This is a genomic window from Enterobacter asburiae, assembly GCF_001521715.1.
In the GTDB taxonomy this organism is placed as follows: Bacteria; Pseudomonadota; Gammaproteobacteria; order Enterobacterales; family Enterobacteriaceae; genus Enterobacter; species Enterobacter asburiae.
In genome coordinates this window covers 4,103,620-4,130,162 of the sequence record NZ_CP011863.1, presented here as the reverse complement: position 1 = coordinate 4,130,162, position 26,543 = coordinate 4,103,620, and the positions used below count along the sequence as shown (strand labels likewise).

Annotated in this window: 22 protein-coding genes and 1 other RNA gene; 12 read left to right on the top strand and 11 right to left on the bottom strand. The window is 57.2% G+C overall.

The genetic code is table 11. From position 1 onward, the window contains the following. Window positions 1-40: 40 nt before the first annotated feature. The 9 genes from ACJ69_RS19995 to garL form a co-directional block, all read right to left on the bottom strand. Window positions 41-451 (bottom strand): Spy/CpxP family protein refolding chaperone, encoded by a 411-nt coding sequence (locus ACJ69_RS19995; RefSeq protein WP_029739658.1) that lies wholly within the window; start codon window positions 449-451, stop codon window positions 41-43. A gap of 153 nt (window positions 452-604) precedes the next feature. Continuing rightward, window positions 605-2,899 (bottom strand): formate C-acetyltransferase, encoded by a 2,295-nt coding sequence (gene pflB, locus ACJ69_RS19990; RefSeq protein WP_059347593.1) that lies wholly within the window; start codon window positions 2,897-2,899, stop codon window positions 605-607. Window positions 2,900-2,914: 15 nt separating this feature from the next. Next, window positions 2,915-4,123 carry a propionate kinase gene (tdcD, locus tag ACJ69_RS19985; RefSeq protein WP_059347854.1) on the bottom strand — a complete coding sequence of 403 codons (1,209 nt, stop codon included), beginning with the start codon at window positions 4,121-4,123 and terminating at the stop codon, window positions 2,915-2,917. Between the two features lie 30 nt (window positions 4,124-4,153). After that, window positions 4,154-5,485, bottom strand: a complete 1,332-nt coding sequence (gene tdcC / locus ACJ69_RS19980) for a threonine/serine transporter TdcC (RefSeq protein WP_029739656.1) — start codon at window positions 5,483-5,485, stop codon at window positions 4,154-4,156. Between the two features lie 9 nt (window positions 5,486-5,494). Further along, complete coding sequence (gene tdcB / locus ACJ69_RS19975; RefSeq protein ID WP_029739655.1) at window positions 5,495-6,484, bottom strand: bifunctional threonine ammonia-lyase/L-serine ammonia-lyase TdcB; 990 nt, start codon at window positions 6,482-6,484, stop codon at window positions 5,495-5,497. Window positions 6,485-6,584: 100 nt separating this feature from the next. Next, window positions 6,585-7,505, bottom strand: coding sequence for a transcriptional regulator TdcA (gene tdcA / locus ACJ69_RS19970; protein ID WP_008501504.1), 921 nt, complete (start codon window positions 7,503-7,505; stop codon window positions 6,585-6,587). A 676-nt stretch (window positions 7,506-8,181) separates the two neighbouring features. After that, an RNA gene (rnpB, locus tag ACJ69_RS19965) (RNase P RNA component class A) lies at window positions 8,182-8,558 on the bottom strand. 59 nt (window positions 8,559-8,617) lie between these two features. Continuing rightward, on the bottom strand, window positions 8,618-9,508 hold the full coding sequence (garR, locus tag ACJ69_RS19960; RefSeq protein WP_029739654.1) for a 2-hydroxy-3-oxopropionate reductase: 891 nt from the start codon (window positions 9,506-9,508) through the stop codon (window positions 8,618-8,620). 21 nt (window positions 9,509-9,529) lie between these two features. Further along, a complete protein-coding gene (gene garL, locus ACJ69_RS19955) occupies window positions 9,530-10,300 on the bottom strand; it encodes a 2-dehydro-3-deoxyglucarate aldolase (RefSeq protein WP_059347592.1) in 771 nt (256 codons plus the stop codon). 374 nt (window positions 10,301-10,674) lie between these two features. Between garL and garD the strand changes: the two genes are divergently transcribed. Beyond that, complete coding sequence (gene garD, locus ACJ69_RS19950; protein ID WP_045888054.1) at window positions 10,675-12,246, top strand: galactarate dehydratase; 1,572 nt, start codon at window positions 10,675-10,677, stop codon at window positions 12,244-12,246. A gap of 494 nt (window positions 12,247-12,740) precedes the next feature. Here the strand turns inward: garD and ACJ69_RS19945 are convergent, their stop codons facing one another. Continuing rightward, window positions 12,741-13,544 (bottom strand): DeoR family transcriptional regulator, encoded by an 804-nt coding sequence (locus ACJ69_RS19945; RefSeq protein WP_023309305.1) that lies wholly within the window; start codon window positions 13,542-13,544, stop codon window positions 12,741-12,743. 251 nt (window positions 13,545-13,795) lie between these two features. On the opposite strand from ACJ69_RS19945, the gene kbaZ reads away from it, so the two are divergent. From kbaZ to ACJ69_RS19900, 9 genes are all read left to right on the top strand, one after another. Then, window positions 13,796-15,091 (top strand): tagatose-bisphosphate aldolase subunit KbaZ, encoded by a 1,296-nt coding sequence (kbaZ, locus tag ACJ69_RS19940; RefSeq protein WP_232248629.1) that lies wholly within the window; start codon window positions 13,796-13,798, stop codon window positions 15,089-15,091. Window positions 15,092-15,111: 20 nt separating this feature from the next. Next, a complete protein-coding gene (gene agaV / locus ACJ69_RS19935) occupies window positions 15,112-15,585 on the top strand; it encodes a PTS N-acetylgalactosamine transporter subunit IIB (RefSeq protein ID WP_023333561.1) in 474 nt (157 codons plus the stop codon). A gap of 10 nt (window positions 15,586-15,595) precedes the next feature. Next, window positions 15,596-16,375 carry a PTS N-acetylgalactosamine transporter subunit IIC gene (gene agaW, locus ACJ69_RS19930; protein ID WP_054830054.1) on the top strand — a complete coding sequence of 260 codons (780 nt, stop codon included), beginning with the start codon at window positions 15,596-15,598 and terminating at the stop codon, window positions 16,373-16,375. Beyond that, complete coding sequence (agaE, locus tag ACJ69_RS19925; RefSeq protein ID WP_045355422.1) at window positions 16,365-17,243, top strand: PTS N-acetylgalactosamine transporter subunit IID; 879 nt, start codon at window positions 16,365-16,367, stop codon at window positions 17,241-17,243. The genes agaW and agaE overlap by 11 nt, the downstream gene beginning before the upstream one ends. 16 nt (window positions 17,244-17,259) lie before the next feature. Then, a complete protein-coding gene (gene agaF, locus ACJ69_RS19920) occupies window positions 17,260-17,694 on the top strand; it encodes a PTS galactosamine/N-acetylgalactosamine transporter subunit IIA (RefSeq protein ID WP_029739648.1) in 435 nt (144 codons plus the stop codon). Then, complete coding sequence (gene nagA / locus ACJ69_RS19915; protein ID WP_059347588.1) at window positions 17,691-18,824, top strand: N-acetylglucosamine-6-phosphate deacetylase; 1,134 nt, start codon at window positions 17,691-17,693, stop codon at window positions 18,822-18,824. Before agaF ends, nagA begins: the two co-directional genes overlap by 4 nt. A gap of 246 nt (window positions 18,825-19,070) precedes the next feature. Continuing rightward, complete coding sequence (locus tag ACJ69_RS19910; RefSeq protein ID WP_054830053.1) at window positions 19,071-20,219, top strand: SIS domain-containing protein; 1,149 nt, start codon at window positions 19,071-19,073, stop codon at window positions 20,217-20,219. Between the two features lie 12 nt (window positions 20,220-20,231). Next, complete coding sequence (gene kbaY / locus ACJ69_RS19905; RefSeq protein ID WP_059347586.1) at window positions 20,232-21,104, top strand: tagatose-bisphosphate aldolase subunit KbaY; 873 nt, start codon at window positions 20,232-20,234, stop codon at window positions 21,102-21,104. Window positions 21,105-21,124: 20 nt separating this feature from the next. Beyond that, window positions 21,125-23,014, top strand: a complete 1,890-nt coding sequence (locus tag ACJ69_RS19900) for an alpha-galactosidase (RefSeq protein WP_059347584.1) — start codon at window positions 21,125-21,127, stop codon at window positions 23,012-23,014. 67 nt (window positions 23,015-23,081) lie between these two features. On the opposite strand, the gene rsmI is transcribed toward ACJ69_RS19900, so the two are convergent. Beyond that, window positions 23,082-23,945, bottom strand: a complete 864-nt coding sequence (gene rsmI / locus ACJ69_RS19895) for a 16S rRNA (cytidine(1402)-2'-O)-methyltransferase (protein ID WP_023309315.1) — start codon at window positions 23,943-23,945, stop codon at window positions 23,082-23,084. Between the two features lie 62 nt (window positions 23,946-24,007). Between rsmI and ACJ69_RS19890 the strand changes: the two genes are divergently transcribed. Together ACJ69_RS19890 and ACJ69_RS25370 are read left to right on the top strand one after the other, a co-directional pair. Then, complete coding sequence (locus ACJ69_RS19890) at window positions 24,008-26,170, top strand: penicillin-binding protein activator (protein WP_059347583.1); 2,163 nt, start codon at window positions 24,008-24,010, stop codon at window positions 26,168-26,170. Further along, entirely contained in the window at window positions 26,128-26,523 is a 396-nt protein-coding gene (locus tag ACJ69_RS25370; RefSeq protein ID WP_028014533.1) for a YraN family protein, read from the top strand. The genes ACJ69_RS19890 and ACJ69_RS25370 overlap by 43 nt, the downstream gene beginning before the upstream one ends. Window positions 26,524-26,543 lie beyond the last annotated feature (20 nt).

The following is a 26,543-nucleotide window of genomic DNA, read 5'->3' as shown; positions in this document are numbered from 1 at the left end:
CCACGGGAGAATCATCCGGCGCCGTATGCGACGTACGAAATCACTCTGCCAGCGCGTTAGCCATATCGGTTCTAATCTGCTTACGCTGTTCCGGCGTCAACACCTGGCTGACGTCGAAGTAATATTTCACGCGGTAATAGCGGGTCTGCTCTTCAATTTTGCTAAAGGCAGCAAGCTGGCTTTTCACCGTGCTTTCGTCCCATTTACCCGCCTGGAACATGTCAATCAGCGCGCCGTCCTTCACTCCCGTCATCGGGATTTTGCTGACATTTTGTTCCAACTGCTTATGCAGATCTTCAATCTTCTTAACCTGCTCATTGCTGAGCTTCAGGTGCTGTACCAGCGGATCCTGCGAGGGAGACGGGGCAGCCTCAACGTTCGCGGCCTTTGCCGTAAAACTGCACACTGCCAGCGAGGCGGCGACCAGCGCAATACGGGTCATTTTCATCATCTTACTGTCCTTACATGCTGTGATAGGGAAAAGCAGGCGTATTGTTTTTCAAGAGCGGATGAATATGTGTGAGTAATTATATAAACAATTTTGTATGTTTAGCGGGCAAAAAAAATGCCCCCTGCGTTGAGGGGGCATGAGACCTGAATGTCATCAGATAGATTGCGTAAACGTCCTCGAAATCACATCCTGCTGCTGCTCGCGCGTCAGGGCGTTAAAACGCACCGCATAGCCTGACACGCGGATCGTCAGGTTCGGGTAATTCTCGGGATGCGCAATGGCATCGAGGAGCATTTCCCGGTTCATGACGTTGACGTTCAGATGCTGCCCGCCCTCAATGGACGCTTCGTGATGGAAGTACCCGTCCAGCAGCCCCACCAGGTTGGTTTTGCGCACCAGCTCGTCCTTGCCCAGCGCCTGCGGCACGATGGAGAAGGTGTAGGAGATCCCGTCTTTCGCATAGGTGAACGGCAGCTTGGCCACCGACGTTAGCGAGGCCACGGCCCCTTTTCTGTCGCGGCCGTGCATCGGGTTCGCGCCAGGCGCAAACGGCGTGCCGCCGCGGCGTCCGTCCGGCGTGTTCCCGGTCTTCTGACCGTAAACCACGTTGGAGGTGATGGTCAGGATCGACTGGGTTGGCACCGCGTTGCGGTAGGTTGGCAGCGCCTGAATTTTCTTCATAAAGCGCTCCACCAGGTCGCAGGCGATGCTGTCCACGCGGTCGTCGTTGTTGCCATACTGCGGATAGTCCCCTTCAATCACGAAATCGACCGCCAGTCCGGTATGGTCGCGCACCGGCTTCACCGTGGCGTATTTAATGGCCGACAGGGAATCTGCGGCCACCGACAGTCCGGCAATGCCGCAGGCCATGGTGCGATAGACGTCGCGGTCGTGCAGCGCCATCAGCGAGGCTTCGTAGCTGTACTTATCATGCATGTAGTGAATGAGGTTCAGGGCGCTGATGTACTGCACCGCCAGCCAGTCCATAAAGTGATCGAGGCTCGCCATCACGGTGTCGTAATCCAGCACGTCGTCCAGCAGCGGCTCGGTTTTCGGGCCGACCTGGATCTTCAGTTTCTCGTCCACCCCGCCGTTGATCGCGTACAGCAGCGTTTTGGCGAGGTTGGCGCGCGCGCCAAAGAACTGCATCTGCTTGCCGATCACCATCGGGCTGACGCAGCAGGCAATGGCGTAGTCGTCGCTGTTGAAGTCCGCACGCATCAGATCGTCGTTCTCATACTGCAGCGAAGAGGTGACGATCGACACCTGCGCGGCGTATTTCTTGAACGCGATCGGCAGTTGTTCAGACCAGAGGATCGTCAGGTTCGGCTCCGGCGCAGGCCCCATGGTGTGCAGCGTGTGCAGATAGCGGAAGCTATTTTTGGTCACCAGCGTGCGTCCGTCCAGCCCCATGCCGCCGATCACTTCCGTCGCCCAGATCGGATCGCCGGAGAAGAGCGTGTCAAACTCCGGCGTGCGCAGGAAGCGCACCATGCGGATCTTCATGATGAAGTGGTCGATCAGCTCCTGCGCCTGGACTTCATTCAGCCTTCCTGCCTGCATGTCGCGTTCAATGTAGATATCGAGGAACGAGGCCGTGCGCCCCAGCGACATCGCTCCGCCGTTCTGGGATTTCACCGCCGCCAGGTAGGCAAAATAGACCCACTGCACCGCTTCCTGGGCGTTCATCGCCGGGCGCGAGATATCAAAGCCATAGTTCGCCGCCATCTGCTGGATCTGCAGCAGCGCGCGCCTGTGCTCCGCCAGCTCTTCACGCAGGCGGATCGTGGCCTCCAGATCTTCACCGCGCTCCAGCCTGCCCTGCAGATCCGTAAACTGGAGTTCACGCTCGCGCACCAGATAAGCGATCCCGTATAGCGCCACGCGGCGATAGTCGCCGATGATGCGTCCGCGCCCGTAGCCGTCCGGCAGACCGGTCAGCACGCCGGATTTACGGCAGCGCATCATCTCCGGGGAGTAGACGTCAAACACGCCCTGGTTGTGGGTTTTGCGCAGGTCGGTAAACAGGTATTCGAACTGCGGATCCATCTCCCGGCCATAGGCTTCGAACGAGCTGCGGATCATGTTGATCCCGCCGTACGGGTGCAGCGCGCGCTTGAGCGGCTTATCGGTTTGCAGACCAACGATCGTCTCCAGATCCTGGTCGATATAGCCCGGCCCGTGGGCCGTAATGGTGGTGGCAATGTTGGTGTCAAAATCCACCGGGGCGTGGGTGGCGTTCTCCTGGCGAATGCCGACCATTACCTTCTGCCACAGCGCCGTCGTTGCTGGCGTCGCCTGCGCGAGGAAAGCTTCATCGCCTTCATAAGGGGTGTAGTTATGCTGAATAAAATCGCGGACGTTGACGGCGTTTTTCCATTCTTCACCGCGAAACCCGGCCCATGCGTCGCTGTAGGGCGCGACGCCCGTATCGATTGTTACTTTCATGTGTTTCTCGCTTTATCAGGCGTAAGCCGCGGCCGGGGTAACCTTCCCAAGACGGAGGGCGTCCAGCGCGATCATTTTTTCTTCGTTGGTAGGGATAACCGCGCAGGCCACGCGGGACGACTCGGTGGAGATCACGCGCTCGCCCGCGCTGCCCGGCAGGGCATTTTGGGCGTCGTCGAGGCGGATGCCGAACACGTTCAGATGTTCCGCCACCAGCGCGCGGACAAGCTTCGAGTTTTCGCCAATGCCGCCGGTAAAGACCACCCCATCCAGGCGGTGCAGCGACGCCGCGTGCCCGGCGATATGCCGCGCAATGCGGTGAACGAAGGTGCGGATAGCCAGCTGTGCCCGCTCGTTGCCTTCGTGCCAGGCTTTCTCCAGCGTACGTAAATCGCAGGAGATACCGGAGATCCCCAGCAACCCGGACTCTTTATTGACTACGCGCTCAAGATCCTCGAACGACTGGCCGGTTTGCTGGGCAATCCACGCCATCGCGCCGAAGTCCACGTCGCCGCAGCGCGTCCCCATCACCAGCCCTTCCAGCGGCGTCATCCCCATCGAGGTGTCGACGCTTTCGCCGTTGCGCACCGCGCAGATGGACGCCCCGTTGCCGAGATGGGCAATCACCAGGCCGCTGTCATCGGGGGACAGCCCGAGAAGCGTATGCGCCTGCGCGGCCACGTAGCGGTGAGAGGTGCCGTGGAAGCCGTAGCGGCGCACGCCCAGCGCTTCAAAATAGCAGTACGGCAATCCGTACAGATACGCCTGCGGCGGCAGCGTCTGGTGGAAGCTGGTGTCAAATACCGCCACCTGCTGCACGCCCGGGAACAGGCGCTCTGCGGCTTCCACGCCGCTCAGGTTGGCGTAGTTATGCAGCGGCGCCAGCGGGGAGACCTGGCGGATCTGCTCGATCACCTCTTCCGTAATCAGGGTCGACTCGCTGAAGAGGTCGCCGCCGTGCGCAATGCGGTGGCCAATTAAGGCCACGCTGCTCATCAGGTTACGCTTCTCCAGCTCCAGGGCGATGGCAGCCAGCGCCCCTTCGTAGTCCTGGTGAGCCAGTCTGGCCGGCTCACCCCCGTTCACGGAAATAAAGGCCTTCTCGGTGTTGATCCCATCTGCAATTCCCGTCATCAGGGCATCGCAGCTGCTGGCGTCGAGCACCGAAAACTTAACAGAGGACGATCCGCAGTTAATAACCAGTACAACCGGAAACTCAATCATCATGTGACTCCGCTCTTCCTGAGCAATGGGTTAGAACAGTTTGTAAACGATATTCAGAATGGTCAGCAGGCCGACCGCGGTAACGAAGATGTTCTCGGTACGCCCTTTATATTTCGCCAGCGCCGGTGCTTTGCGGATGGCATACATCGGCAGCAGGCAGAGCAGAGAGGCGATGATTGGTGCGCCCATGGCTTCAATAAGGTCCAGAATGTTCGGGTTGGCGTAGGCCACAACCCAGGTGGAGCCCATGATGAACACCATGCTGATGGTGTTCAGTTTGCCAACGGAGACTTTCTTCTTATCGCCCTTGTAGCCGAACTTGAGGATCAGGCCGTTCAGCCCTTCCAGCGTGCCCAGGTAGTGGCCGAAGAAGGATTTGAAGATAGCCACCAGCGCGATGATGGAGGCACCGTATTCCAGCACCGTCGCGAACGTCGATTTGGTTCCGGACATCGACGCAAAGTGGTTCGCCAGGTAGGAGAGCACCGGAATGTTCTGCGCCTTGGCGTCCGCCATGTTCTGCGGAGAGAGCGTAAACAGGCAGCTAAAGGCGAAGAACATCACCACGGCCACCATCAGCAGGCTGGCGCGACCGATGATTTTGGAACATTTCTGCTCGGTGAACGCTTTACCGAACTCCGGCTCGTACTCTTCGCGCTTGGAGACCACAAACGAGGAGACGATAGGCGAGAAGTTGAAGGAGAAGACCATGATGGAGATACCCAGCCACACCGTGACCAGAATGCCGTCATGACCGGTGAAGGCGATATCGCTCAGGTTGACCTGGTCGATCACCGCCGAGTTCCAGTAAGGGATCAGCGACAGGGAAATCAGCACCAGGCTGGCGATAAACGGGAACACCAGGAAGCTCATGACCTTCACCATCAGGTCTTTACCAAACCAGATAACAAAGGCCATCAGCAGCAGCAGGAACAGCGCCACCACGCCGCGGTTCAGCGCAGGCAGCTGGAGCTGGTTTTCCCAGAAGGTCATAAAGGTGTTGGTAATGGTGACGCCGTAAATCCACAGCAGCGGGCAAATGGCGAAGAAGTAGAGGAAGGTGATCACCACCCCACCGGTTTTACCAAAGTGCTCTTCCACCGTTTCGGTGATGTTGCCGGAGACATTGCTGCCGGACAGACACAAACGCGCCAGCGCGCGGTGACAGTAAAACGCAATCGGGAACGCGAGAACCAGCATCAGCAGAATAGGGATCAATCCACCAAAGCCTGCGCGAATGGGGAAGAACAGCACGCCTGCGCCAATGGCGGTACCAAACAGGCCGAGGGTCCATGTGGTATCAGACTTACGCCAGGAGGACGTTTTTGTCTGGCCAACGATAATGCTTTCTGTGTTGCTCATAGGTCACCTTTATGCGTCAACGAAGCCGGTAATTTGGGAAACACGGGAGAGATCGATATTTCCGCCGGAAATAATGCAGACGGTTTTACGCCCCTGAATATAGTGGTCAAGCTTGCCGCTTAATAACGCGGCACAGGCCAGCGCGCCGGCGCCTTCCGTCACTACTTTATTTCGCTGAATAAGCGCGATCATGCTGTCGCGAATGTTGTCTTCGCTGACCAGCACAATGTCATCAACCAGCTCGCGAACAATTTCGAACGGTAAATTACCGGGACGAGAAACATCACAGCCGTCGGCCAGCGTGCCGGTAACGCGATGGCTCATTATTTCCCCGGCCTGAAACGATGCCGCCATGCCGTGAACATTTTCTGACTGCACGCCGATGATATTAATGGTGGGGTTGATGGATTTAATTGCCGTCGCAATCCCGGCAATTAAACCGCCGCCGCCGATAGGCACAATAACGTTATCCACGTCGTATAAATCTTCGAGAATTTCCAGACCGATGGTGCCCTGCCCGGCGATCACTTTGGCGTCATCGTACGGCGGAATAAAAATACGTCCTTCCATCTCGACGATTTCGCTGACTTTGGCAATGGTGTCGTTGAAGTTCTCGCCGTGCAGCACAACTTCCGCCGAGTAGTCGCGCGTCGCGGCCACTTTAGACTTCGGCGCGCCCATCGGCATCACCACTTTGCCGTCGATGCCAAGCATCGCGCAGGAGAGGGACACACCCTGCGCGTGGTTTCCCGCGGAGCAGGCGACAACGCCTTTGCGTTTTTCAGCGTCGGTCAGCGAGCTTAACTTGTTAAACGCGCCGCGGATCTTAAACGAGCCGGTACGCTGCATGTTCTCAAACTTCAGGAATATTTCGCCCTTGCAGCGTTCGCTAAGATAATTCGAGCGCGGCATACCTGTTTTATATATTTTTCCTGCCAGTCGTTTTCTGGCGTCCTGAATATCTTCAATCGTTACCGGGAGATCGTAGGTAATATGCATAATATCCTCGTTATAATAATTCATTCTTTTCAGGCAAAGTCAGGGTATCAGAGCGTTACAGAGATAAGCTCTGGGTGTTTTTAAAATGATTACTCATTATTCATCGTCGTCTTTCGATATTCATCGACGAATACTGTTTTGCCAGCTCAACTAATACTGACGCCGATTTTTTAATCCTGTAATTTTTTGACCACACGGCGGCATAACGTGCCACGGGTAATTCATCTTCCACGGGCAACACAATAAACTGATCAGAACCGAACGGGGCAATCATATCGCGGGGAATGACCGTCAGATAATCGGCATTCAGCACGAGGTTATAAATGGTGACGACGGAATCGGTCTGGACGATGTTTTCGATGCTGATGTGGTTGTCTTGCAGAGTAGTCAGAAGTTCTTTGTAGTAGCCCATATCGGTTTGCGGCATCACCCACTGCTCGTGCGTGAGCGATGCCAGTGTCGTCGGGCCGGTGCACGTTCGCGTTTTGCTGGCGACCAGCACAAACTCGGACTCAAACAGCGGTTCGACGTGCAGATCCTGCAGCAGCATTTCATCGCTCAGCGTGCCGATAGCGAAATCCAGACGACCGTCGCGAATGGCCGGAAGGAAAGAGGAGAGCTGGGCTTCATACATCGAGACGCGTGCTTTCGGGAACACTTCCTTGAATTTTTTGATCATCTCAGACAGGAAGGTAAAGCCGATCAGCGACGGGTAGCCAAAGGAGACGTCCATAACGGTGCTGAAACTCAGGCTGTTAATCTCACTCACCATGTTTTTCATTTCGCGGGTGATCGACTCAGAGTACGAGAGCAGAACCTGGCCCGCGGCGGTGAGTTTTACGCCGGTGTTTTTACGCACCATCACTTCCACGCCGAAGTAGGACTCAATATCGCTGATGATTTTGCTGACGGCGGGTTGCGTCAGGCCCAGCTGTCTTGCTGCAGAACCTATGGAGCCACTTTTAATGACTTCCTGAAATACCACGAGGTGCTGTGTTTTCGGTAGAATAATAGTGTTCATAATATTCTGCACTTATTTCCCTATGACGGAGCGGATTCTACCTAATAGTGTTTAAGGGGGTATGTGCTGTCACTCACAATTTGCTTTTTCGCGCGCTTCACAGGAACAATGACAACCAAAAAATACATTTATTATCAATAACATGAATAAATACAGCCACACCATTACGCTGATATCGATCAATAAAAGCAGTAGTAATAAATTTATTTTATGGCGATAACCTTGATAAATTTTCCTGCGTTAAAAAAATCAATAAAGACGATCTTTCAGGCAATTAAAGACCAATAAATAATCGCTATTTGTTTGAAACATTCTTTCAATTTATTAAATTTTTCCGATGCAAATTTTCAGGTTTGTGGAAAAGAGTGGAATTCGTCACATATTCACGGGAGAAATGTATTTGATTTCAATATATGCATATCAAACGAGAAAAGTTTCGCGATCATTATGGTAACAATCATAACAAATTATCAATACTGAAAATCGCCTGTTTTTTAGCGTGAAATTTTGTGATGACGATCGTCTACAGATACAGGATCGATACGAAAGGTATAAAAGCAGTGAAATGTGCTTAATGTCGCAAATATGAGAATTGATGTCGTTTGTCCGGCGCTGCGCTTACCCGTCCAGCAGAACCCAGAAAGCAAAAACCCCGCCGAAGCGGGGTTTTTTAAGAAGTTGAAGCTGACCGATAAGCCGGGTTCTGTCGTGGACAGTCATTCATCTAGGCCAGCAATCGCTCACTGGCTCAAGCAGCCTACCCGGGTTCAGTACGGGCCGTACCTTGTGAACCCCTATTTGGCCTTGCTCCGGGTGGAGTTTACCGTGCCACGGACTGTTACCAGCCGCGCGGTGCGCTCTTACCGCACCCTTTCACCCTTACCTGATCCCGCTTGCGCGGGCCATCGGCGGTTTGCTCTCTGTTGCACTGGTCGTGGGTTTCCCCCCCAGGCGTTACCTGGCACCCTGCCCTATGGAGCCCGGACTTTCCTCCCCTCCGCCCGTCTCCCCCGAAAGGGACGACGACGAAGCGGCGACTGTCTGGTCAGCTTCGGCGCGCAGTATAGAGGGTTTGCGCGCCGCTGTCACCCTAAGGTGTAGGCAAGGCGTGATTAACGCGCCACTTCCACCTTCGCCAGTTTTTCGTAGTAGCACGCAATCGCGCTGTGATCGGCCGTGCCCAGGCCGTCGGCACGTAGCGCCTGCATCATCTCCATGACCGCCGCGGTCAGCGGCAGCTGTGCGCCCACGCCATGTGACGTATCCAGCGCGTTCGCCAGATCTTTGATATGCAGGTCGATGCGGAAACCGGGTTTGAAATTACGATCCATGACCATCGGCGCTTTGGCATCCAGCACGGTACTGCCCGCCAGACCACCGCGAATGGCCTGATAGACCAGATCCGGGTTGACGCCCGCTTTGGTTGCCAGCGTCAGCGCTTCGGACATGGCGGCAATGTTCAGCGCCACAATGACCTGGTTGGCCAGCTTGGTCACGTTACCCGCCCCGATGTCCCCGGTATGCACCACGGAGCCCGCCATCGCTTTCATCAGGTCGTAGTATCTATCGAAAACGGCTTTATCACCGCCGACCATCACCGACAGCGTGCCGTCGATCGCTTTCGGCTCACCGCCGCTGACCGGCGCATCCAGCATCTCGACGCCCTTCGCTTTTAACGCCTCGCTGATTTCTCGGCTCGCGAGCGGCGCAATAGAGCTCATATCGATCAACACCAGGCCCGGCTTCGCACCGTCGATAATGCCGTTCTCACCCAGCGCAACCTCTTTAACATGCGGTGAGTTTGGCAGCATGGTGATGATGACATCGCACTGCTCGGCAATGGCCTTCGCGGTGGTGGCCGTCTCAGCGCCAGCCGCTATCACCTCTGCCACGGCCTGCGGATTGTGATCGGATACCACCAGTGAGTAACCCGCTTTGATGAGGTTCTTACTCATTGGTTTACCCATGATGCCCAGGCCAATAAAACCCACTTTCAGCGTCATAATCTGTTTCCTCAATGATGGTTATTTTTTAAAAGCGTCGGCTAATTTCTGCGTGGCTGCGCGGAATACGCCGAGGTCGCTGCCGACGGCAACAAACGTGGCTCCCCACTCCAGATAGCGACGGGCGTCAGCCTCAACCGGCGCCAGAATGCCGCACGGTTTGCCGTGAGCTTTAGCGCGGGCAAAGATGTGCTGGATCGCGCGCTGCACGTCAGGATGGCTGGCGTTACCCAGATGGCCAAAGGCGGCCGCCAGATCGCTCGGGCCGACGAAGATACCGTCCACGCCGTTTGTGGCTGCAATCGCGTCAACGTTATCAACGCCCTGCTGGCTCTCGATCTGAACCAGAATGGTGATGTTGTTATTGGACTGCGCGAAGTAGTCCGGCACGGTGCCAAACATATTGGCGCGATGCGAAACGGAAACGCCGCGGATCCCTTCAGGCGGATAGCGCGTTGAAGCTACGGCCAGGGCCGCTTGTTCTTCCGTCTCCACAAACGGGATCAGAAAGTTGTAGAAACCGATATCCAGCAGGCGCTTGATAATTACCGGCTCGTTAGTTGGCACGCGCACTACCGGGGCACTGGGACTGCCTTTCAGCGCCATCAGCTGCGGAATAAAGGTGCTGATATCGTTCGGCGCATGTTCGCCGTCCAGCACCAGCCAGTCAAAACCGGCCAGGCCCAGCACTTCGGTGCTGATAGGGTTTGCCAGCGCGGACCAGCAGCCAATCTGAATCTGGTGTGCCGCGAGGGCCGCTTTAAATTTATTCGGGAAGATATCGTTACTCATCGTATTTACCTTTTTAATTCCGCAGCCTATATCAGCATCATTTTATTTAATCAGACACCGCACCAGCATTATATTTATTATTCTGACGTATTTTGGCGTTATAAAATCGTCATTCAGTATAAGACGCAATCCATGACCGCACATTGTTTTAATGCTCAAGTATTGCGTTACACTTCGATAAATTTTTTTGCATATGCACAAGGCGCTGGGCGCTAATGCACAGAATCAGGCATTACTGGTTCTGGAGCGATCGAGATCACATTTTCATATCCCCTATGCTGACATGCTTTATTTCTGAAAGCCGCGTATTTATTTCTACCATTTGAAAATTGGCTGAATTTATTATCAGACACTTTGCTGGAGAATACTGAACAATGGCCGACATTGAAATTCGACAGGCATCGCCGACGGCGTTTTATATAAAAGTCCACGACACCGATAATGTGGCGATTATTGTCAACGACAATGGCTTAAAAGCGGGCACCCGCTTCCCGGACGGGCTGGAACTGATTGAGCATATTCCGCAGGGACATAAGGTCGCCCTGGTGGATATCCCTGCTAATAGCGAAATCGTACGTTACGGTGAAGTCATCGGCTATGCCGTTCGCTCTATACCACAGGGTAGTTGGGTTGAGGAGTCGCTGGTGGCGCTGCCTGAAGCGCCGCCGCTAAACACGCTTCCGCTGGCGACCCGCGTGCCGGAACCGCTTCCTCCGCTGGAGGGCTATACCTTCGAAGGCTACCGCAACGCGGACGGCAGCGTCGGCACCAAGAATCTGCTCGGCATTACCACCAGCGTGCACTGCGTGGCGGGCGTAGTGGATTACGTGGTGAAAATCATCGAACGCGATCTGCTGCCGAAATACCCGAACGTCGACGGCGTGGTTGGCCTGAACCACCTCTACGGCTGCGGCGTGGCGATTAACGCACCCGCTGCCGTGGTGCCTATTCGTACCATCCATAATATCGCCCTGAACCCGAACTTTGGCGGCGAGGTGATGGTCATCGGTCTGGGGTGTGAAAAATTGCAGCCAGAGCGCCTGCTGCAGGGCACCGAAGATGTCAAAGCCATTCCGGCAGACGAGGCCAGCATCGTGCGCCTGCAGGACGAACGCCACGTGGGTTTCCGCTCAATGGTCGACGATATCCTGCAGGTGGCTGAACGCCATCTGGACAAGCTCAACAAGCGCCAGCGCGAAACCTGCCCGGCGTCTGATTTGGTAGTGGGAACACAGTGCGGCGGCAGCGATGCCTTCTCCGGCGTGACGGCCAACCCGGCGGTGGGCTATGCATCCGATCTGCTTGTGCGCTGCGGCGCCACGGTGATGTTCTCCGAGGTAACCGAAGTGCGTGACGCCATCCATCTACTCACGCCACGCGCCGTTAATGAAGAGGTCGGCAAGCGCCTGCTCGAGGAAATGGCCTGGTACGATAGCTATCTCGATATGGGCAAAACCGACCGCAGCGCCAACCCGTCTCCGGGCAACAAAAAAGGCGGCCTGGCCAACGTGGTGGAAAAAGCGCTTGGATCGATTGCCAAATCCGGCCAGAGCGCGATTGTGGAAGTGCTCTCTCCGGGCCAGCGCCCAACGAAGCGCGGCCTGATCTACGCGGCAACGCCGGCCAGCGATTTCGTCTGCGGTACTCAGCAGGTAGCGTCCGGCATTACGGTACAGGTCTTTACCACCGGGCGCGGCACGCCGTACGGCCTGATGGCGGTGCCGGTGATCAAGATGGCGACCCGCACCGAGCTGGCAAACCGCTGGTATGACTTAATGGACATCAACGCGGGCACCATCGCCACCGGGGAAGAGAGCATTGAGGACGTGGGCTGGAAGCTGTTCCACTTCATTCTGGATGTCGCCAGCGGGCGGAAGAAAACCTTCTCGGATCAATGGGGATTACATAATCAGCTGGCGGTGTTCAACCCGGCACCGGTGACGTGATTCATATCCCCAACCGCACCAAACGGTCCTCTCTCCCTGTGAGAGAGGGAGCCCCAGCAATTTCTCAACCCGAAGCGATCAATGTTGCTTCAGGAGAATGAATGACTTGCAGCGACGCCCTGGTCCGGCTGTAAATCGCTGAGGCGTTTGCTTTCCGGCCGGGGCGAGGCGCAGGGATGCGCCGAGAGGGCGGGCTTTACAGGGACGTTGCCTCCGCCCGTACCCGACAAGCCGGAAGGAATAAGCCGAGGGCACCGCGAAGCGGCGATTTACCGCCGGGAGCCCGGGTTGCCAGGGCGGCGGCGACTGAGCCGCCATGGCACGTTCACGGGTCATGTCGTTACAGAGTAGCAAGGAACATAAAGTGAACGGAATGACCACCACAGCCGTATGTTCCCCCTCACCCCAGCCCTCTCCCTCAGGGAGAGGGGGTCGTCCGTGCTGGCATTATTTTGGGGGGAACCCTCAGCCCACAGGAAGAGGTGAAAAGCCCCTTAAACCAACACCACCTCAATCCCGCTTTTCCGCAGCCCGTCCAGGCTCTCCGCCGGAATGCCTTCATCGACAATAATCATATCAATCCTTTGTGTATCAATGATTTTATGCAGGCTTGAGCGGTTAAATTTACTCGAGTCCGTGACAACGATAATGCGCTCCGCCACCTCGCACATTTTGCGGTTCAGGCGGGCTTCGTCTTCGTTATGCGTACTTACGCCGCGGTCGAGATCGATGGCGTCAACGCCCAGGAACAGCAGGTCGAAATGGTAATTCTGTAGCGATTGTTCTGCCTGGTCACCGTAGAAAGATTGCGACTGACGGCGCAGATGCCCGCCGGTCATCAGCAGTTCCACCCCTTCCGCTTCCAGCAACGCATTCGCCACGTTCATCCCGTTGGTCATCGCAATCACGTCCGTGTGCTGGCGCAGCATGCGGGCGATTTCATACGTCGTGGTGCCGGAGTCAAGAATAATACGGTGCCCGGGTTTGACCAGCGCGGCAGCGGCCTGCGCGATACTGCGCTTCACCGCCGTATTCAGCGAGCTTTTATCCTCCACGGAAGGCTCAGCGCCCGGCATGTTGCCTTCGCAAATCAATGCCCCACCGTAAGCGCGAACGGCGATGCCCTGCTTCTCCAGGAACGCCAGATCGTTGCGGATCGTCACCGTCGATACGCCGTACAGATGAGACAGATCGTTAACCTGCACGCTTCCCTGCGCCCGCAACCGCTGAATGATCTGCTCTCGCCTTTCACTGGTGCCGGTGATGCGCTTTTCCGCGGATGAATCGGTGCTGCTCATACGAGATCCTTAATAAATAGTCTTTCGTTTCATTTCGTTTTGCCTATTAAGGCCTTTCTTTTTCGGGAATGCAAGTCCCGCCTTACGTACAGACGCAAGCCAACACTGCGCTGAAACCTTTCATTATGTTTCTTTTGTGAAACAGATCGGAAAACTATTATCTTTCGTTTTATTTTTATATCACCATGATGCAGGATTAAATGAAACAAAACGAAAGACAAGTATCATTACCATCCGAAATGGAGAGGAAAGTGAAACATCTGACAGAAATGGTGGAACAACATAAACGAGGGAATTCGAACGGGATCTATGCCGTCTGTTCCGCACATCCGCTGGTACTTGAAGCTGCCATTCGTTACGCGCATTCGCATCAGTCGCCGCTGCTGATCGAGGCCACCTCCAACCAGGTGGATCAGTTTGGCGGCTATACCGGCATGACGCCTGCGGATTTTCACGGATTTGTCTGCAAGCTTGCCGAGTCGCTCGGTTTTCCGACGTCACAGCTGATCCTCGGCGGCGATCATCTCGGCCCTAACCGCTGGCAAAATCTCCCTGCGGAACAGGCGATGGCAAATGCCGACGATCTGATCAAAAGCTATGTTTCTGCCGGATTCAAAAAGATCCACCTGGACTGCAGCATGTCCTGCGAGGACGACCCGGTTCCCTTGACCGACGCGATCGTTGCCGGACGCGCCGCACGCCTGGCGAAGATTGCCGAAGCGACCTGCCGCGAGCAGTTTGGTGAATCCGATCTGGTCTACGTTATCGGCACGGAAGTGCCGGTTCCCGGTGGCGCGCACGAGACGCTCACCGAACTTGCCGTCACCACGCCGGACGCGGCCCGCGCCACGCTTGAAGCGCATCGTCACGCGTTCGAAAAGGAAGGTTTGAGCGACATCTGGCCGCGCATTATTGGCCTGGTGGTCCAGCCTGGCGTGGAGTTCGACCACGCGCACGTCTGCGACTATCAGCCGCAGAAAGCCGTTGCCCTGAGCAAAATGGTTGAAGCCTACGACACGCTGGTGTTTGAAGCGCACTCCACCGACTACCAGACGCCGCAGGCGCTGCGCCAGCTGGTTAACGATCACTTTGCCATTCTGAAAGTTGGCCCCGCCCTGACCTTCGCCCTGCGCGAGGCGCTGTTCTCGCTGGCCGCCATTGAAGAGGAGCTGCTGCCGGCAAAAGCCAGCTCCGGCCTGCGTCACGTGCTGGAAAACGTCATGCTCGACCGCCCGGAATACTGGCAAAGCCATTACCACGGTGACGGCAACGCGCGTCGCCTGGCGCGCGGCTACAGCTACTCTGACCGCGTGCGCTACTACTGGCCGGACAGCCAGATTGACGACGCCTTTGCACGGCTGGTGCGTAACCTGGCAGACGAGCCTGTTCCCCTGCCGCTGATCAGCCAGTACCTGCCGCTGCAGTACAGTAAAGTTCGCGAGGGCGCTCTCAAGTCAACGCCACGGGAACTCATCATCGACCACATTCAGGACATACTCCAGCAGTACCACGCCGCCTGCGAAGGCGTAACGACTCAAGACGCATAATTAAAAAAGAGGAAAACGCTATGCCAAACATTGTCTTATGCCGCATCGACGAACGCCTGATCCACGGTCAGGTGGGCGTGCAGTGGGTGGGGTTTGCGGGGGCAAACCTGGTGCTCGTCGCTAACGATGAGGTCGCTGAGGATCCGGTTCAACAGAACCTGATGGAAATGGTGCTCGCGGAAGGGATCGCCGTGCGCTTCTGGTCGCTGCAAAAGGTGATCGACAACATTCACCGCGCCGCTGACCGCCAGAAAATCCTGCTGGTCTGCAAATCACCCGCCGATTTTCTGAAGCTGGTCGAGGGCGGCGTACCCATCACCCGTATTAACGTCGGAAATATGCACTACGCCAGTGGCAAACAACAAATTGCCAAAACGGTCTCTGTCGACGCGAACGATATCGCCGCGTTCAACGGCCTGAAAGCGGCCGGTGTGGAATGCTTCGTTCAGGGCGTTCCAACAGAAACTGCTTTGGATCTCTTTAAACTGCTCTGAGGGATTCACAATGGAAATCAGTCTGTTGCAGGCGCTTGGGTTGGGCATACTCGCCTTTATCGCCGGTCTGAATATGTTTAACGGGTTAACGCACATGCACCGCCCGGTGGTACTCGGGCCGCTGGTCGGCCTGATTCTGGGCGATCTGCACACCGGCATTTTGACCGGCGGGACGTTAGAGCTGGTCTGGATGGGGCTGGCCCCGCTCGCCGGTGCCCAGCCGCCTAACGTCATTATCGGCACCATCGTGGGCACCGCCTTTGCCATCAGCACCGGCGTGAAGCCAGAAGTCGCGGTTGGCGTCGCCGTGCCGTTTGCCGTGGCGGTTCAGATGGGGATTACGTTCCTCTTCTCGGTGATGTCCGGCGTCATGTCGCGCTGCGATCGCATGGCGGCTAATGCAGATACAAACGGTATTGAACGGGTTAACTATCTTGCGCTGCTGGCGCTCGGCATCTTCTATTTTCTGTGCGCGTTCCTGCCGATCTACTTCGGTGCGGAACATGCGAAAACCGCCATTGACGTCCTGCCAGCGCGTCTGATTGACGGCCTCGGCGTCGCGGGCGGCATCATGCCAGCCATCGGTTTCGCCGTGCTGCTGAAGATCATGATGAAAAACGTCTACATCCCTTACTTCATTATCGGTTTTGTCGCCGCCGCCTGGCTCAAGCTTCCGGTGCTGGCGATTGCGGCGGCCGCGCTGGCGATGGCGCTGATCGACCTGATGCGTAAATCACCTGAACCGACGGCTCCCGCCGCTCAGAAAGAGGAATTCGAAGATGGCATCTAACCACACCACCCTGCCTGGCGTGTCTGAAAGCGAAGAGACGCTGCTGACCGGCGTGAATGAAAACGTCTACGAAGACCAGAACATCGGTGCCGAGCTGACGAAAAAGGATATAAACCGCGTGGCCTGGCGTTCCATGCTGCTGCAGGCCTCGTTTAACTACGAACGTATGCAGGCCTCCGGCTGGCTGTACGGGCTGCTGCCCGCGTTGAAAAAGATCCACACCAACAAGCGGGACCTGGCGCGGGCGATGAAAGGCCATATGGGCTTCTTTAACACCCACCCGTTCCTGGTGACCTTTGTTATCGGCATCATTCTGGCGATGGAGCGATCCAAGCAGGATGTGAACAGCATCCAGAGCACAAAAATTGCCGTCGGCGCGCCGCTCGGCGGTATTGGCGACGCCATGTTCTGGCTAACCCTGCTGCCCATCTGCGGCGGAATTGGCGCCAGCCTGGCGCTGCAGGGTTCGATTCTGGGCGCGGTGGTCTTTATCGTGCTGTTTAACGTGGTGCACCTTGGCCTGCGCTTTGGCCTGGCGCACTACGCTTACCGGATGGGCGTCGCGGCCATTCCGCTGATTAAAGCCAACACCAAAAAGGTCGGCCACGCGGCGTCTATCGTCGGGATGACGGTGATCGGCGCGCTGGTGGCAACCTACGTCCGCCTCAATACCACGCTCGAAATCAAAGCGGGCGATGCGGTCGTCAAACTGCAGGCCGACGTCATCGACAAGCTGATGCCCGCGTTCCTGCCGCTGGTCTACACCCTGACCATGTTCTGGCTGGTACGCCGCGGCTGGAGCCCGCTGCGGCTAATCGGTATCACCGTGCTGCTGGGCGTTGTCGGTAAATTCTGTCACTTCCTGTAAAAGCAAAGAGGTTGCGATGTTAGGCATTATTTTGACGGGTCACGGCGGTTTTGCCAGCGGGCTTGAGCAGGCGATGAAGCAGATCCTCGGCGAGCAGCCGCAGTTTATCGCCATCGATTTTCCGGAAACCTCCACCACCGCGCGGCTGACCGCTCAGCTTGAGCAGGCGGTGAACGAACTCGATGCGCAGCACGATATTGTGTTTCTCACCGACCTGCTCGGCGGCACGCCGTTCCGCGTGGCGTCAACGCTCGCGATGCAAAGGCCGGGTAGCGAAGTGATCACCGGCACCAACCTGCAGCTGCTGCTGGAGATGGTGCTGGAGCGAGACGGATTAAGCAGCGAGGCGTTTCGTCTGCAGGCGCTGGAGTGCGGACACCGCGGCCTGACGAGCCTGGTGGACGAGCTGGGGCGCTGTCGCGAGGAAGCTCCGGCTGAGGAAGGGATATGAGCCAGCTGCTGCGCGCGCGACGGATCCTTACCGAGCAGGGCTGGCTGGACGACCACCAGCTACGCATTGAAAGCGGCGCGGTTGCGGCGATTGAACCCATTCCGGCGGGCGTTACGACGCGCGATGCGGAGCTGCTTTGCCCGGCCTATATCGATACGCACGTCCACGGCGGCGCGGGCGTGGACGTCATGGATGATGCGCCCGACGTGCTGGACACTCTGGCAATGCATAAAGCGCGTGAAGGGGTGGGTGCATTTCTGCCCACCACCGTCACCGCGCCGATGGAGGCCATCCACAGCGCGCTGATGCGTATCGCCAGGCGCAGTCAGTCCGGCGGACCCGGCGCGCAGATTCTGGGCAGCTATCTGGAAGGACCGTACTTTACGCCCCAGAACAAAGGGGCGCATCCGCCCGAGCTGTTCCGGGAGCTGGATATCGCCGAGCTGGACAGGCTGGCTGACGTTTCACAGGGCACGCTACGGGTGGTGGCGCTCGCGCCGGAAAAACCCGGCGCGCTGCAGGCGATTCGCCATCTTAAACAGCGCGGTATACGCGTCATGCTGGGCCACGGCGCTGCCACCTACCGGCAAACTCTTGCCGCGTTTGATGCGGGTGCCGACGGGCTGGTTCACTGCTACAACGGCATGACGGGGCTGCACCACAGAGAGCCAGGCATGGTCGGCGCAGGGCTTACGGACAAACGGGCGTGGCTGGAGCTGATTGCCGACGGCCACCACGTGCATCCAGGGGCGATGCGTTTATGCTGCGGCTGCGCGCAGGATCGCGTGGTGCTGATTACCGATGCCATGCAGGCGGCAGGTATGCCGGACGGACGGTATACCCTGTGCGGCGAAGAGGTCACGATGCAAAACGGCGTGGTTCGAACCGGCTCCGGCGGGCTGGCGGGCAGCACGCTGTCGCTGGATGCCGCGGTCAGGAATATGGTGGAGTATGCGGGCGTAACCGCCGAAGAGGCGATCCATATGGCCTCGCTGCACCCTGCCCGGCTGCTGGGCGTTGACGGTCAGCTTGGATCCTTAGCCCCGGGCAAACGCGCCAATATCATTGCGCCGGACGGGGGTTTACACCTCCAGCGGATCTGGATTCAGGGCCAGGCTCTCCCCCTTTAGCCCTTTCATTGTGTCACCTTTTGGCTTTACGGCCTGAAACCGTAAGGCCTTTCTTTTCCTTTCCTTAAATTTCCCCTTTCCTTTCACGATCACACTTTTCGTTTTATTTCTTTTCTTTCATTGAAGTTTCGATTTCTTTTCTATAGATTTTATTTAACTGCTTAAGTGAACAAGTGAAACGAAACGAAAGATAGCGACACGATTGCCAGCGTCTGATGTGGAATTCACACGACTAAGGACTGAGTTATGCCACAAACCACTACCGCCGCCACAACCGGCACCTGGACCGAGGAAGAGATCCGCCAGCAGCCTGCCAGCTGGATCCGCTCGCTCAACAACATCGATAACCTGCATGCTTCAATCGACAGTTTCCTGACGCCGCTGCTGCGCAAGGACGACCTGCGGATCGTCCTGACCGGCGCGGGCACGTCCGCCTTTATCGGTGATATCATTGCGCCATGGCTTTCAAGCCACACCGGGAAAAACTTCACTGCCGTCCCGACAACCGATCTGGTCACGAACCCGATGGACTACTTCAGCCCTGCGCATCCGCTGCTGCTGATTTCGTTTGCCCGCTCCGGCAACAGCCCGGAAAGCGTCGCGGCCGTCGAGCTGGCAAACCAGTTCGTGCCGGAGTGCTACCACCTGTCGATTACCTGCAACGAGGCGGGCAGCCTGTACCAGAACGCCGTCGTCAGCGATAACGCCTTTGCCCTGCTGATGCCTGCCGAAACGCACGATCGCGGGTTCGCGATGACCAGCAGCATTACCACCATGATGGCGAGCTGTCTGGCCGTGTTCGCCCCGGAAACGATCAATACCCACACCTTCCGCGACGTCGCCGATCGCTGCCAGGCGATCCTCGCCTCGCTCGGGGATTTCAGCCACGGCGTCTTTGGCAGCGAACCGTGGAAACGGATCGTGTATCTGGGAAGCGGCGGCCTGCAGGGCGCGGCGCGCGAATCGGCGCTGAAGGTGCTGGAGCTGACGGCGGGCAAGCTGGCGGCATTTTACGACTCCCCAACGGGCTTCCGTCACGGGCCAAAGTCGCTGGTCGATAGCGAAACGCTGGTGGTGGTGTTTATCTCCAGCCATCCGTATACGCGTCAGTACGATCTGGATCTGCTGGCCGAGCTGCGCCGCGATCGCCAGGCCCTGCGCGTCATTGCCATCGCCGCTGAAAACGCTCCGGTCATTGAAGCGGGTCCGCACATTCTGCTGCCGCCTTCACGTCCGTTTATCGATATGGAACAGGCGTTCTGCTTCCTGATGTATGCCCAGGTCTTTGCGCTCACCCAGTCGCTTAGCACAGGCATTACGCCCGATACGCCATCCGCCAGCGGGACGGTCAACCGCGTGGTGCAGGGCGTCGTTATTCATCCGTGGCAGGCTTAAGAGGATCTGATTATGAGTATTATCTCGACGAAATATCTTCTGCAGGACGCGCAGGCAAAAGGCTACGCCGTTCCTGCGTTCAACATCCACAACGCGGAGACGATTCAGGCGATCCTCGAAGCGTGCAGCGAAATGCGATCGCCGGTGATCCTCGCGGGCACGCCGGGCACCTTTAAGCATATTGCGCTGGAAGAGATCTACGCTCTGTGCAGCGCCTACTCCCACACCTACGACATGCCGCTGGCGCTGCACCTCGATCACCACGAATCGCTGGACGATATTCGCCGCAAGGTCAACGCGGGCGTGCGCAGCGCGATGATCGACGGCAGTCACTACCCGTTTGAACAAAACGTGAAGCTGGTGAAGTCGGTGGTCGATTTCTGCCACCTCAACGACTGCAGCGTCGAGGCCGAGCTGGGCCGCTTGGGCGGCGTGGAAGATGACATGAGCGTGGACGCGGAAAGCGCATTCCTCACCGATCCGCAGGAGGCGAAACGCTTCGTCGAACTTACCGGCGTAGACAGCCTTGCCGTCGCCATCGGCACCGCGCACGGCCTGTATACCAAACGCCCGAAAATCGACTTCCAGCGGCTGGCAGAAATCCGCGAAGTGGTCACCGTGCCGCTGGTGCTGCACGGCGCGAGCGATGTGCCTGATGAGTTTGTTCGCCGCACCATCGAGCTGGGCGTGTGCAAAGTCAACGTGGCGACCGAGCTGAAAATTGCTTTCTCTGACGCGGTTAAGGCCTGGTTTGCCGAAAACCCGCAGGGCAACGATCCGCGCTTCTATATGCGGGTCGGCATGGACGCCATGAAAGAGGTGGTCAGAAGCAAGATCGCCGTTTGCGGATCGGCAAACCGATTGCTGCTTCCGGCAGAAGTCTGATTAAAAAGGAGCTTACGCTGATGAAAAAAATCCTCGCACTCTCAGTGCTGGCCCTGTGCGTTTCCCATAGCGCGGTGGCCGCGAATTACGCGCTCGGTAACGACAATATAGCCCTGTCATTTGATGATGCAAACTCAACGGTAGTGGTTAAGGACATCAGAGCTAACCATCCGCTCACGCCGCAGGAGCTGTTCTTTCTGACGCTTCCGGACGAGACGAAAATCCACACCGCTGATTTTAAAATCAAGCATGTCGAAAAGCAGGACAGCGGCCTGGTCATCGATTTCACCCATCCGGACTTTAACGTAACGGTGAAGCTGAACCTGGTGAAGGGGAAATACGCCAGCATCGACTACACCGTTGCCGCCGTTGGCCAGCCGCGAGACGTGGCGAAAATTACCTTCTTCCCGACCAAAAAGCAGGCTCAGGCACCTTACGTAGACGGGGCGATTAACAGCTCGCCGATCGTCGCAGACTCGTTCTTTATTCTGCCTGACAAGCCTATCGTTAACACTTACGCCTATGAAGCGACCACCAATCTCAACGTAGAGCTGAAAACGCCGATTCAGCCAGAGTCGCCGGTCAGCTTTACCACCTGCTTCGGCACCTTCCCGGAGAACAGCCAGCTGCGCCGCAGCGTAAACCAGTTTATTGATGCCGTCCGCCCGCGTCCGTATAAGCCTTATTTACACTACAACAGCTGGATGGATATCGGCTTCTTTACCCCATATTCCGAGCAGGACGTGCTGGGGCGGATGGATGAATGGAATAAGGAATTTATCACCGGGCGCGGCGTGGCGCTGGACGCCTTCCTGCTTGACGACGGCTGGGATGACCTGACCGGGCGCTGGCTGTTTGGCCCGGCATTCAGCAACGGTTTTGGCAAAGTTCGGGAAAAAGCCGACAGCATGCACAGCTCGGTTGGACTGTGGCTCTCGCCGTGGGGTGGATATAACAAACCGCGCGACACTCGCGTCTCGCATGCAAAAGAGTACGGTTTCGAAACGGTAGACGGGAAACTGGCGCTGTCAGGCCCAAACTATTTTAAAAACTTCAATGAGCAGATCGTTAAGCTAATTAAAAACGAGCACATTACCTCGTTCAAGCTGGACGGGATGGGTAATGCCAATTCGCATATTAAGGGCAGCCCGTTCGCCTCGGATTTTGACGCCTCTATCGCTCTGCTGCACAACATGCGCAGCGCCAACCCCAATCTGTTTATCAACCTGACGACAGGTACCAACGCCAGCCCATCCTGGCTGTTCTACGCTGATTCCATCTGGCGCCAGGGCGATGACATCAACCTGTACGGCCCCGGCACGCCGGTGCAGCAGTGGATGACCTACCGCGATGCGGAAACGTACCGCTCCATTGTTCGCAAAGGCCCGCTGTTCCCGCTGAACTCGCTGATGTACCACGGGATCGTCAGCGCGGAAAACGCCTATTACGGGCTGGAGAAAGTGCAAACGGACAGCGACTTTGCCGATCAGGTCTGGAGCTACTTCGCGACCGGAACCCAGCTGCAGGAGCTGTATATCACCCCTTCAATGCTGAATAAGGCGAAGTGGGATACCCTGGCGCGGGCCGCGAAGTGGTCGCGGGAAAACGCCGGCGTGCTGGTGGATACGCACTGGGTTGGTGGCGATCCAACCGCGCTGCAGGTGTACGGCTGGGCATCCTGGAGCAAGGACAAAGCGATTCTCAGCTTGCGTAACCCGTCGGATAAGCCGCAAAGCTACTACCTGGATTTAACAAAAGATTTCGAAATCCCGACAGGGAACGCGGCGCAGTTTCGTCTGAAAGCGGTGTACGGCAGTAATTCAACCGTACCGGAGGAGTATAAAAACGCGGTGGTGATTACGCTGCAGCCGCTGGAAACGCTGGTGTTTGAGGCGGTGCCAGTTAACTAAAACGCACTTAAAGATCTGCAGGCCGGGTTAGGCGCAGCCGCCACCCGGCAAAACAGGCGGCAGGGGATTACTCACCCTGCTGCTCCAGCGCATGCTTATACAGCGCATTTTTCTTCACGCCGTGAATTTCCGCCGCCAGCGCGGCGGCCTTCTTCAGCGGCAGTTCCGCCTGCAGCAGCGCCAGCGTGCGCAGCGCGTCGGCAGGGAGCGCGTCTTCCTGCGCCTTATGCCCTTCGACAATCAGCACCATTTCACCCTTGCGGCGGTTTTCGTCTTCCTTCACCCACGCCAGCAGTTCACCCACTGGGGCACCGTGAATGGTTTCCCAGGTTTTGGTCAGCTCGCGCGCCAGCACCACGTAGCGGGCTTCTCCCCACACGGTCACCATATCTTCCAGGCTCTCCAGCAGGCGGTGCGTGGATTCGTAGAAGATCAGGGTGCGCGGTTCCGCTTCCAGATCTTTTAACACGTCACGGCGGCCTTTGGATTTGGCAGGCAGGAAGCCTTCATAGCAGAAACGGTCAGACGGCAGACCTGCGGCGCTCAGCGCAGCAATGGCAGCGCACGGCCCCGGCAGCGGCACAACGCGAATACCGGCTTCACGACAGGTACGCACCAGGTGATAGCCAGGATCGTTGATTAGCGGCGTACCGGCGTCGGAGACCAGGGCAATGTTCTGCCCCTCTTTCAGCTTCGCCACCAGCGTTTCGGCTTTTTGTTGCTCATTGTGATCGTGCAGAGCAAACAAACGGGCGTTAATCGCGAAATGTTGCAGCAGCAGGCCGGTGTGGCGGGTATCTTCAGCAGCAATTAAATCAACAGCTTGCAGTACGGTGAGCGCACGTTGGGTAATATCAGACAAATTCCCGATAGGAGTAGGTACAATATAAAGCTGGCCTTGAGAATTATCTGCCGTTTCGTGTTGTTTCATTGTTTCGTCCGTATTGCCGATTTAATATTGAGCATTGCGTAAAAAAAATCACTGGATACAGTATGGTACCGTTAACGTTTCTTCGAAAAAAAGCCACGCGCAGCGTGCCGCTTCTGCTGGCAGCCCTGATCTTTGCAGGCTGTGGCACCCAGGCACCTGACCAGAGCACCGCCCATCTTCAGGGTTCTGCTCAGGCTGATTCTGGCTTTTATCTGCAACAAATGTCGCAGAGTTCAAATGATACCAAGACCAACTGGCAATTACTCGCCATTCGTGCACTGCTGAAAGAGGGTAAAACCCAGCAGGCAGCCGAACTGTTTAACCAGTTGCCAAAAGATCTTAACGACGCCCAGCGTCGTGAGCAGAGCCTGCTCTCTGCCGAGCTGAAGGTCGCGCTGAAAGATTACGCCGCCGCGAAGAAGATCCTCGGGGATATTGACGTGAGCGCGCTGGATAAAAATCAGCAGGCTCGCTTCTGGCAGGCGGGCATTACCGCAGAGCAGGGGCGTCCTTCCCTGACGCTGCTCCGCGCCCTCGTCGCGCAAGAGCCGCTGCTCGGCGGTGCCGACAAGCAGAAAAATATCGATGCCACCTGGCAAGCGCTTGCCTCAATGACTCAGGAACAGGCGCAGGCGCTGGTCATCAACGCCGATGAAAACGTCCTTCAGGGCTGGCTGGATCTGCAGCAGATGTGGTTTAACAACCGCAGCGATCCAAAGATGCTTAAAGCCGGTATTACGGACTGGCAGACGCGCTACCCGCAAAACCCGGGTGCGAAAATGCTGCCAACCCAGCTGGTGAACGTGCAGAACTTTAAGCCAGCGTCCACCAGCAAAATCGCGCTGCTTCTGCCGCTCAACGGCCAGGCGGCGGTGTTTGGCCGTACCATTCAGCAGGGCTTTGAAGCCGCGAAAAACGGCACGACGTCGGTAACCGGCAGCGCGGTTCCCGCGCAGGCGGCCCAGGCGGCTAACGTGAATGATGTGGTCAGCCCGTCCGCAGCGGAGACCAGCGACCTGACCACGGCGCAAGCGCCGGCGCAGGGTACAATGCAAAACCCGGTGACGGCTCCGACGACGCCTCCGGCTACAGCTGCACCGGCTGCGGCAGCACCTGCTACTCAGGCTCCGGCCGAGACGCAAGCGGCGCCAGCGCCTGACGCAACAGCACAACAGCCTCAACCGCAGCCTGCACAACCCGCAGCCCAACCTGCTGCGCAGCCGCAGGCCGTGGCAACCGCCAGCGCCAACCCGGGCGCTGAGTTGAAAATTTACGACACCAGCTCGCAGCCGCTTGACCAGGTTCTGGCGCAGGTTCAACAGGACGGGGCGAGCATCGTTGTCGGTCCGCTGCTGAAAAACAACGTGGAAGAGCTGATGAAGAGCAATACCACGCTGAACGTGCTGGCGCTCAACCAGCCTGAGCAGGTTCAGAACCGGGCCAATATTTGCTACTTCGCGCTTTCCCCTGAAGATGAAGCCCGCGATGCGGCGCGCCATATTCACGAGCAGGGTAAGCAGGCTCCGCTGCTGCTCATCCCACGCAGCGCGCTGGGCGATCGCGTGGCCAATGCCTTTGCCGATGAGTGGCAGAAGCTGGGCGGCGGCGTGGTGCTGCAGCAGAAATTCGGTTCCGTCTCTGAACTGCGCGCGGGTGTAAACGGTGGAGCGGGTATCGCGCTTAACGGCAGTCCTGTCACCGCGAGCCTGCCGCAGCAGCAGAGCGTGACGATTGGCGGCCTGACGATCCCTGCCCCGCCTACCGACGCGCAGATTAGCGGTGGCGGTAAAGTGGATGCGGCCTATATCGTTGCCACGCCGCAGGAGATCGCCTTTATCAAACCGATGATCGCGATGCGTAACGGCAGCCAGAGCGGCGCAACGCTCTACGCCAGCTCGCGCAGCGCGCAGGGCACCGCAGGCCCGGATTTCCGTCTGGAAATGGACGGTCTGCAGTACAGCGAAATCCCGATGCTGGCAGGCAGCAACCCGGCGCTGATGCAGCAGGCGCTGAGTACCGTACGTAACGATTATTCGCTGGCGCGTCTGTATGCGATGGGTGTCGATGCATGGGCGCTGGCGAACCACTTTACCCAGATGCGTCAGGTGCCGGGCTTTGAGCTTAACGGCAACACCGGCGATCTGACCGCGACTCAGGACTGCGTGATCAACAGGAAGTTATCATGGCTCAAATACCAGCAGGGGCAAATCGTCCCGGCCAGTTAAGCCGTAAAGAGACCGGCGATGCGTGGGAGTTAAAGGCGCGTCGCTGGCTTGAAGGCAAAGGACTGCGCTTTATCGCCGCTAACGTCCGCGGGCGCGGCGGCGAAATCGACCTGATCATGAAAGACGGTCAGGTCATCGTGTTTGTAGAAGTCCGCTTTCGACAGTCCTCCCGTTTTGGCGGTGCTGCCGCCAGCGTGACGCTCGCCAAACAACATAAATTATTACAGACTGCCCACTTGTGGCTTGCCCGCCATAATGGGAGCTTTGATACTGTGGATTGCCGGTTCGATGTGATAGCCTTCACCGGAAATGAGATCGAATGGCTTAAAAACGCTTTTGGCGAAGACGCATAATTAAGATTTAAAAGGGATAA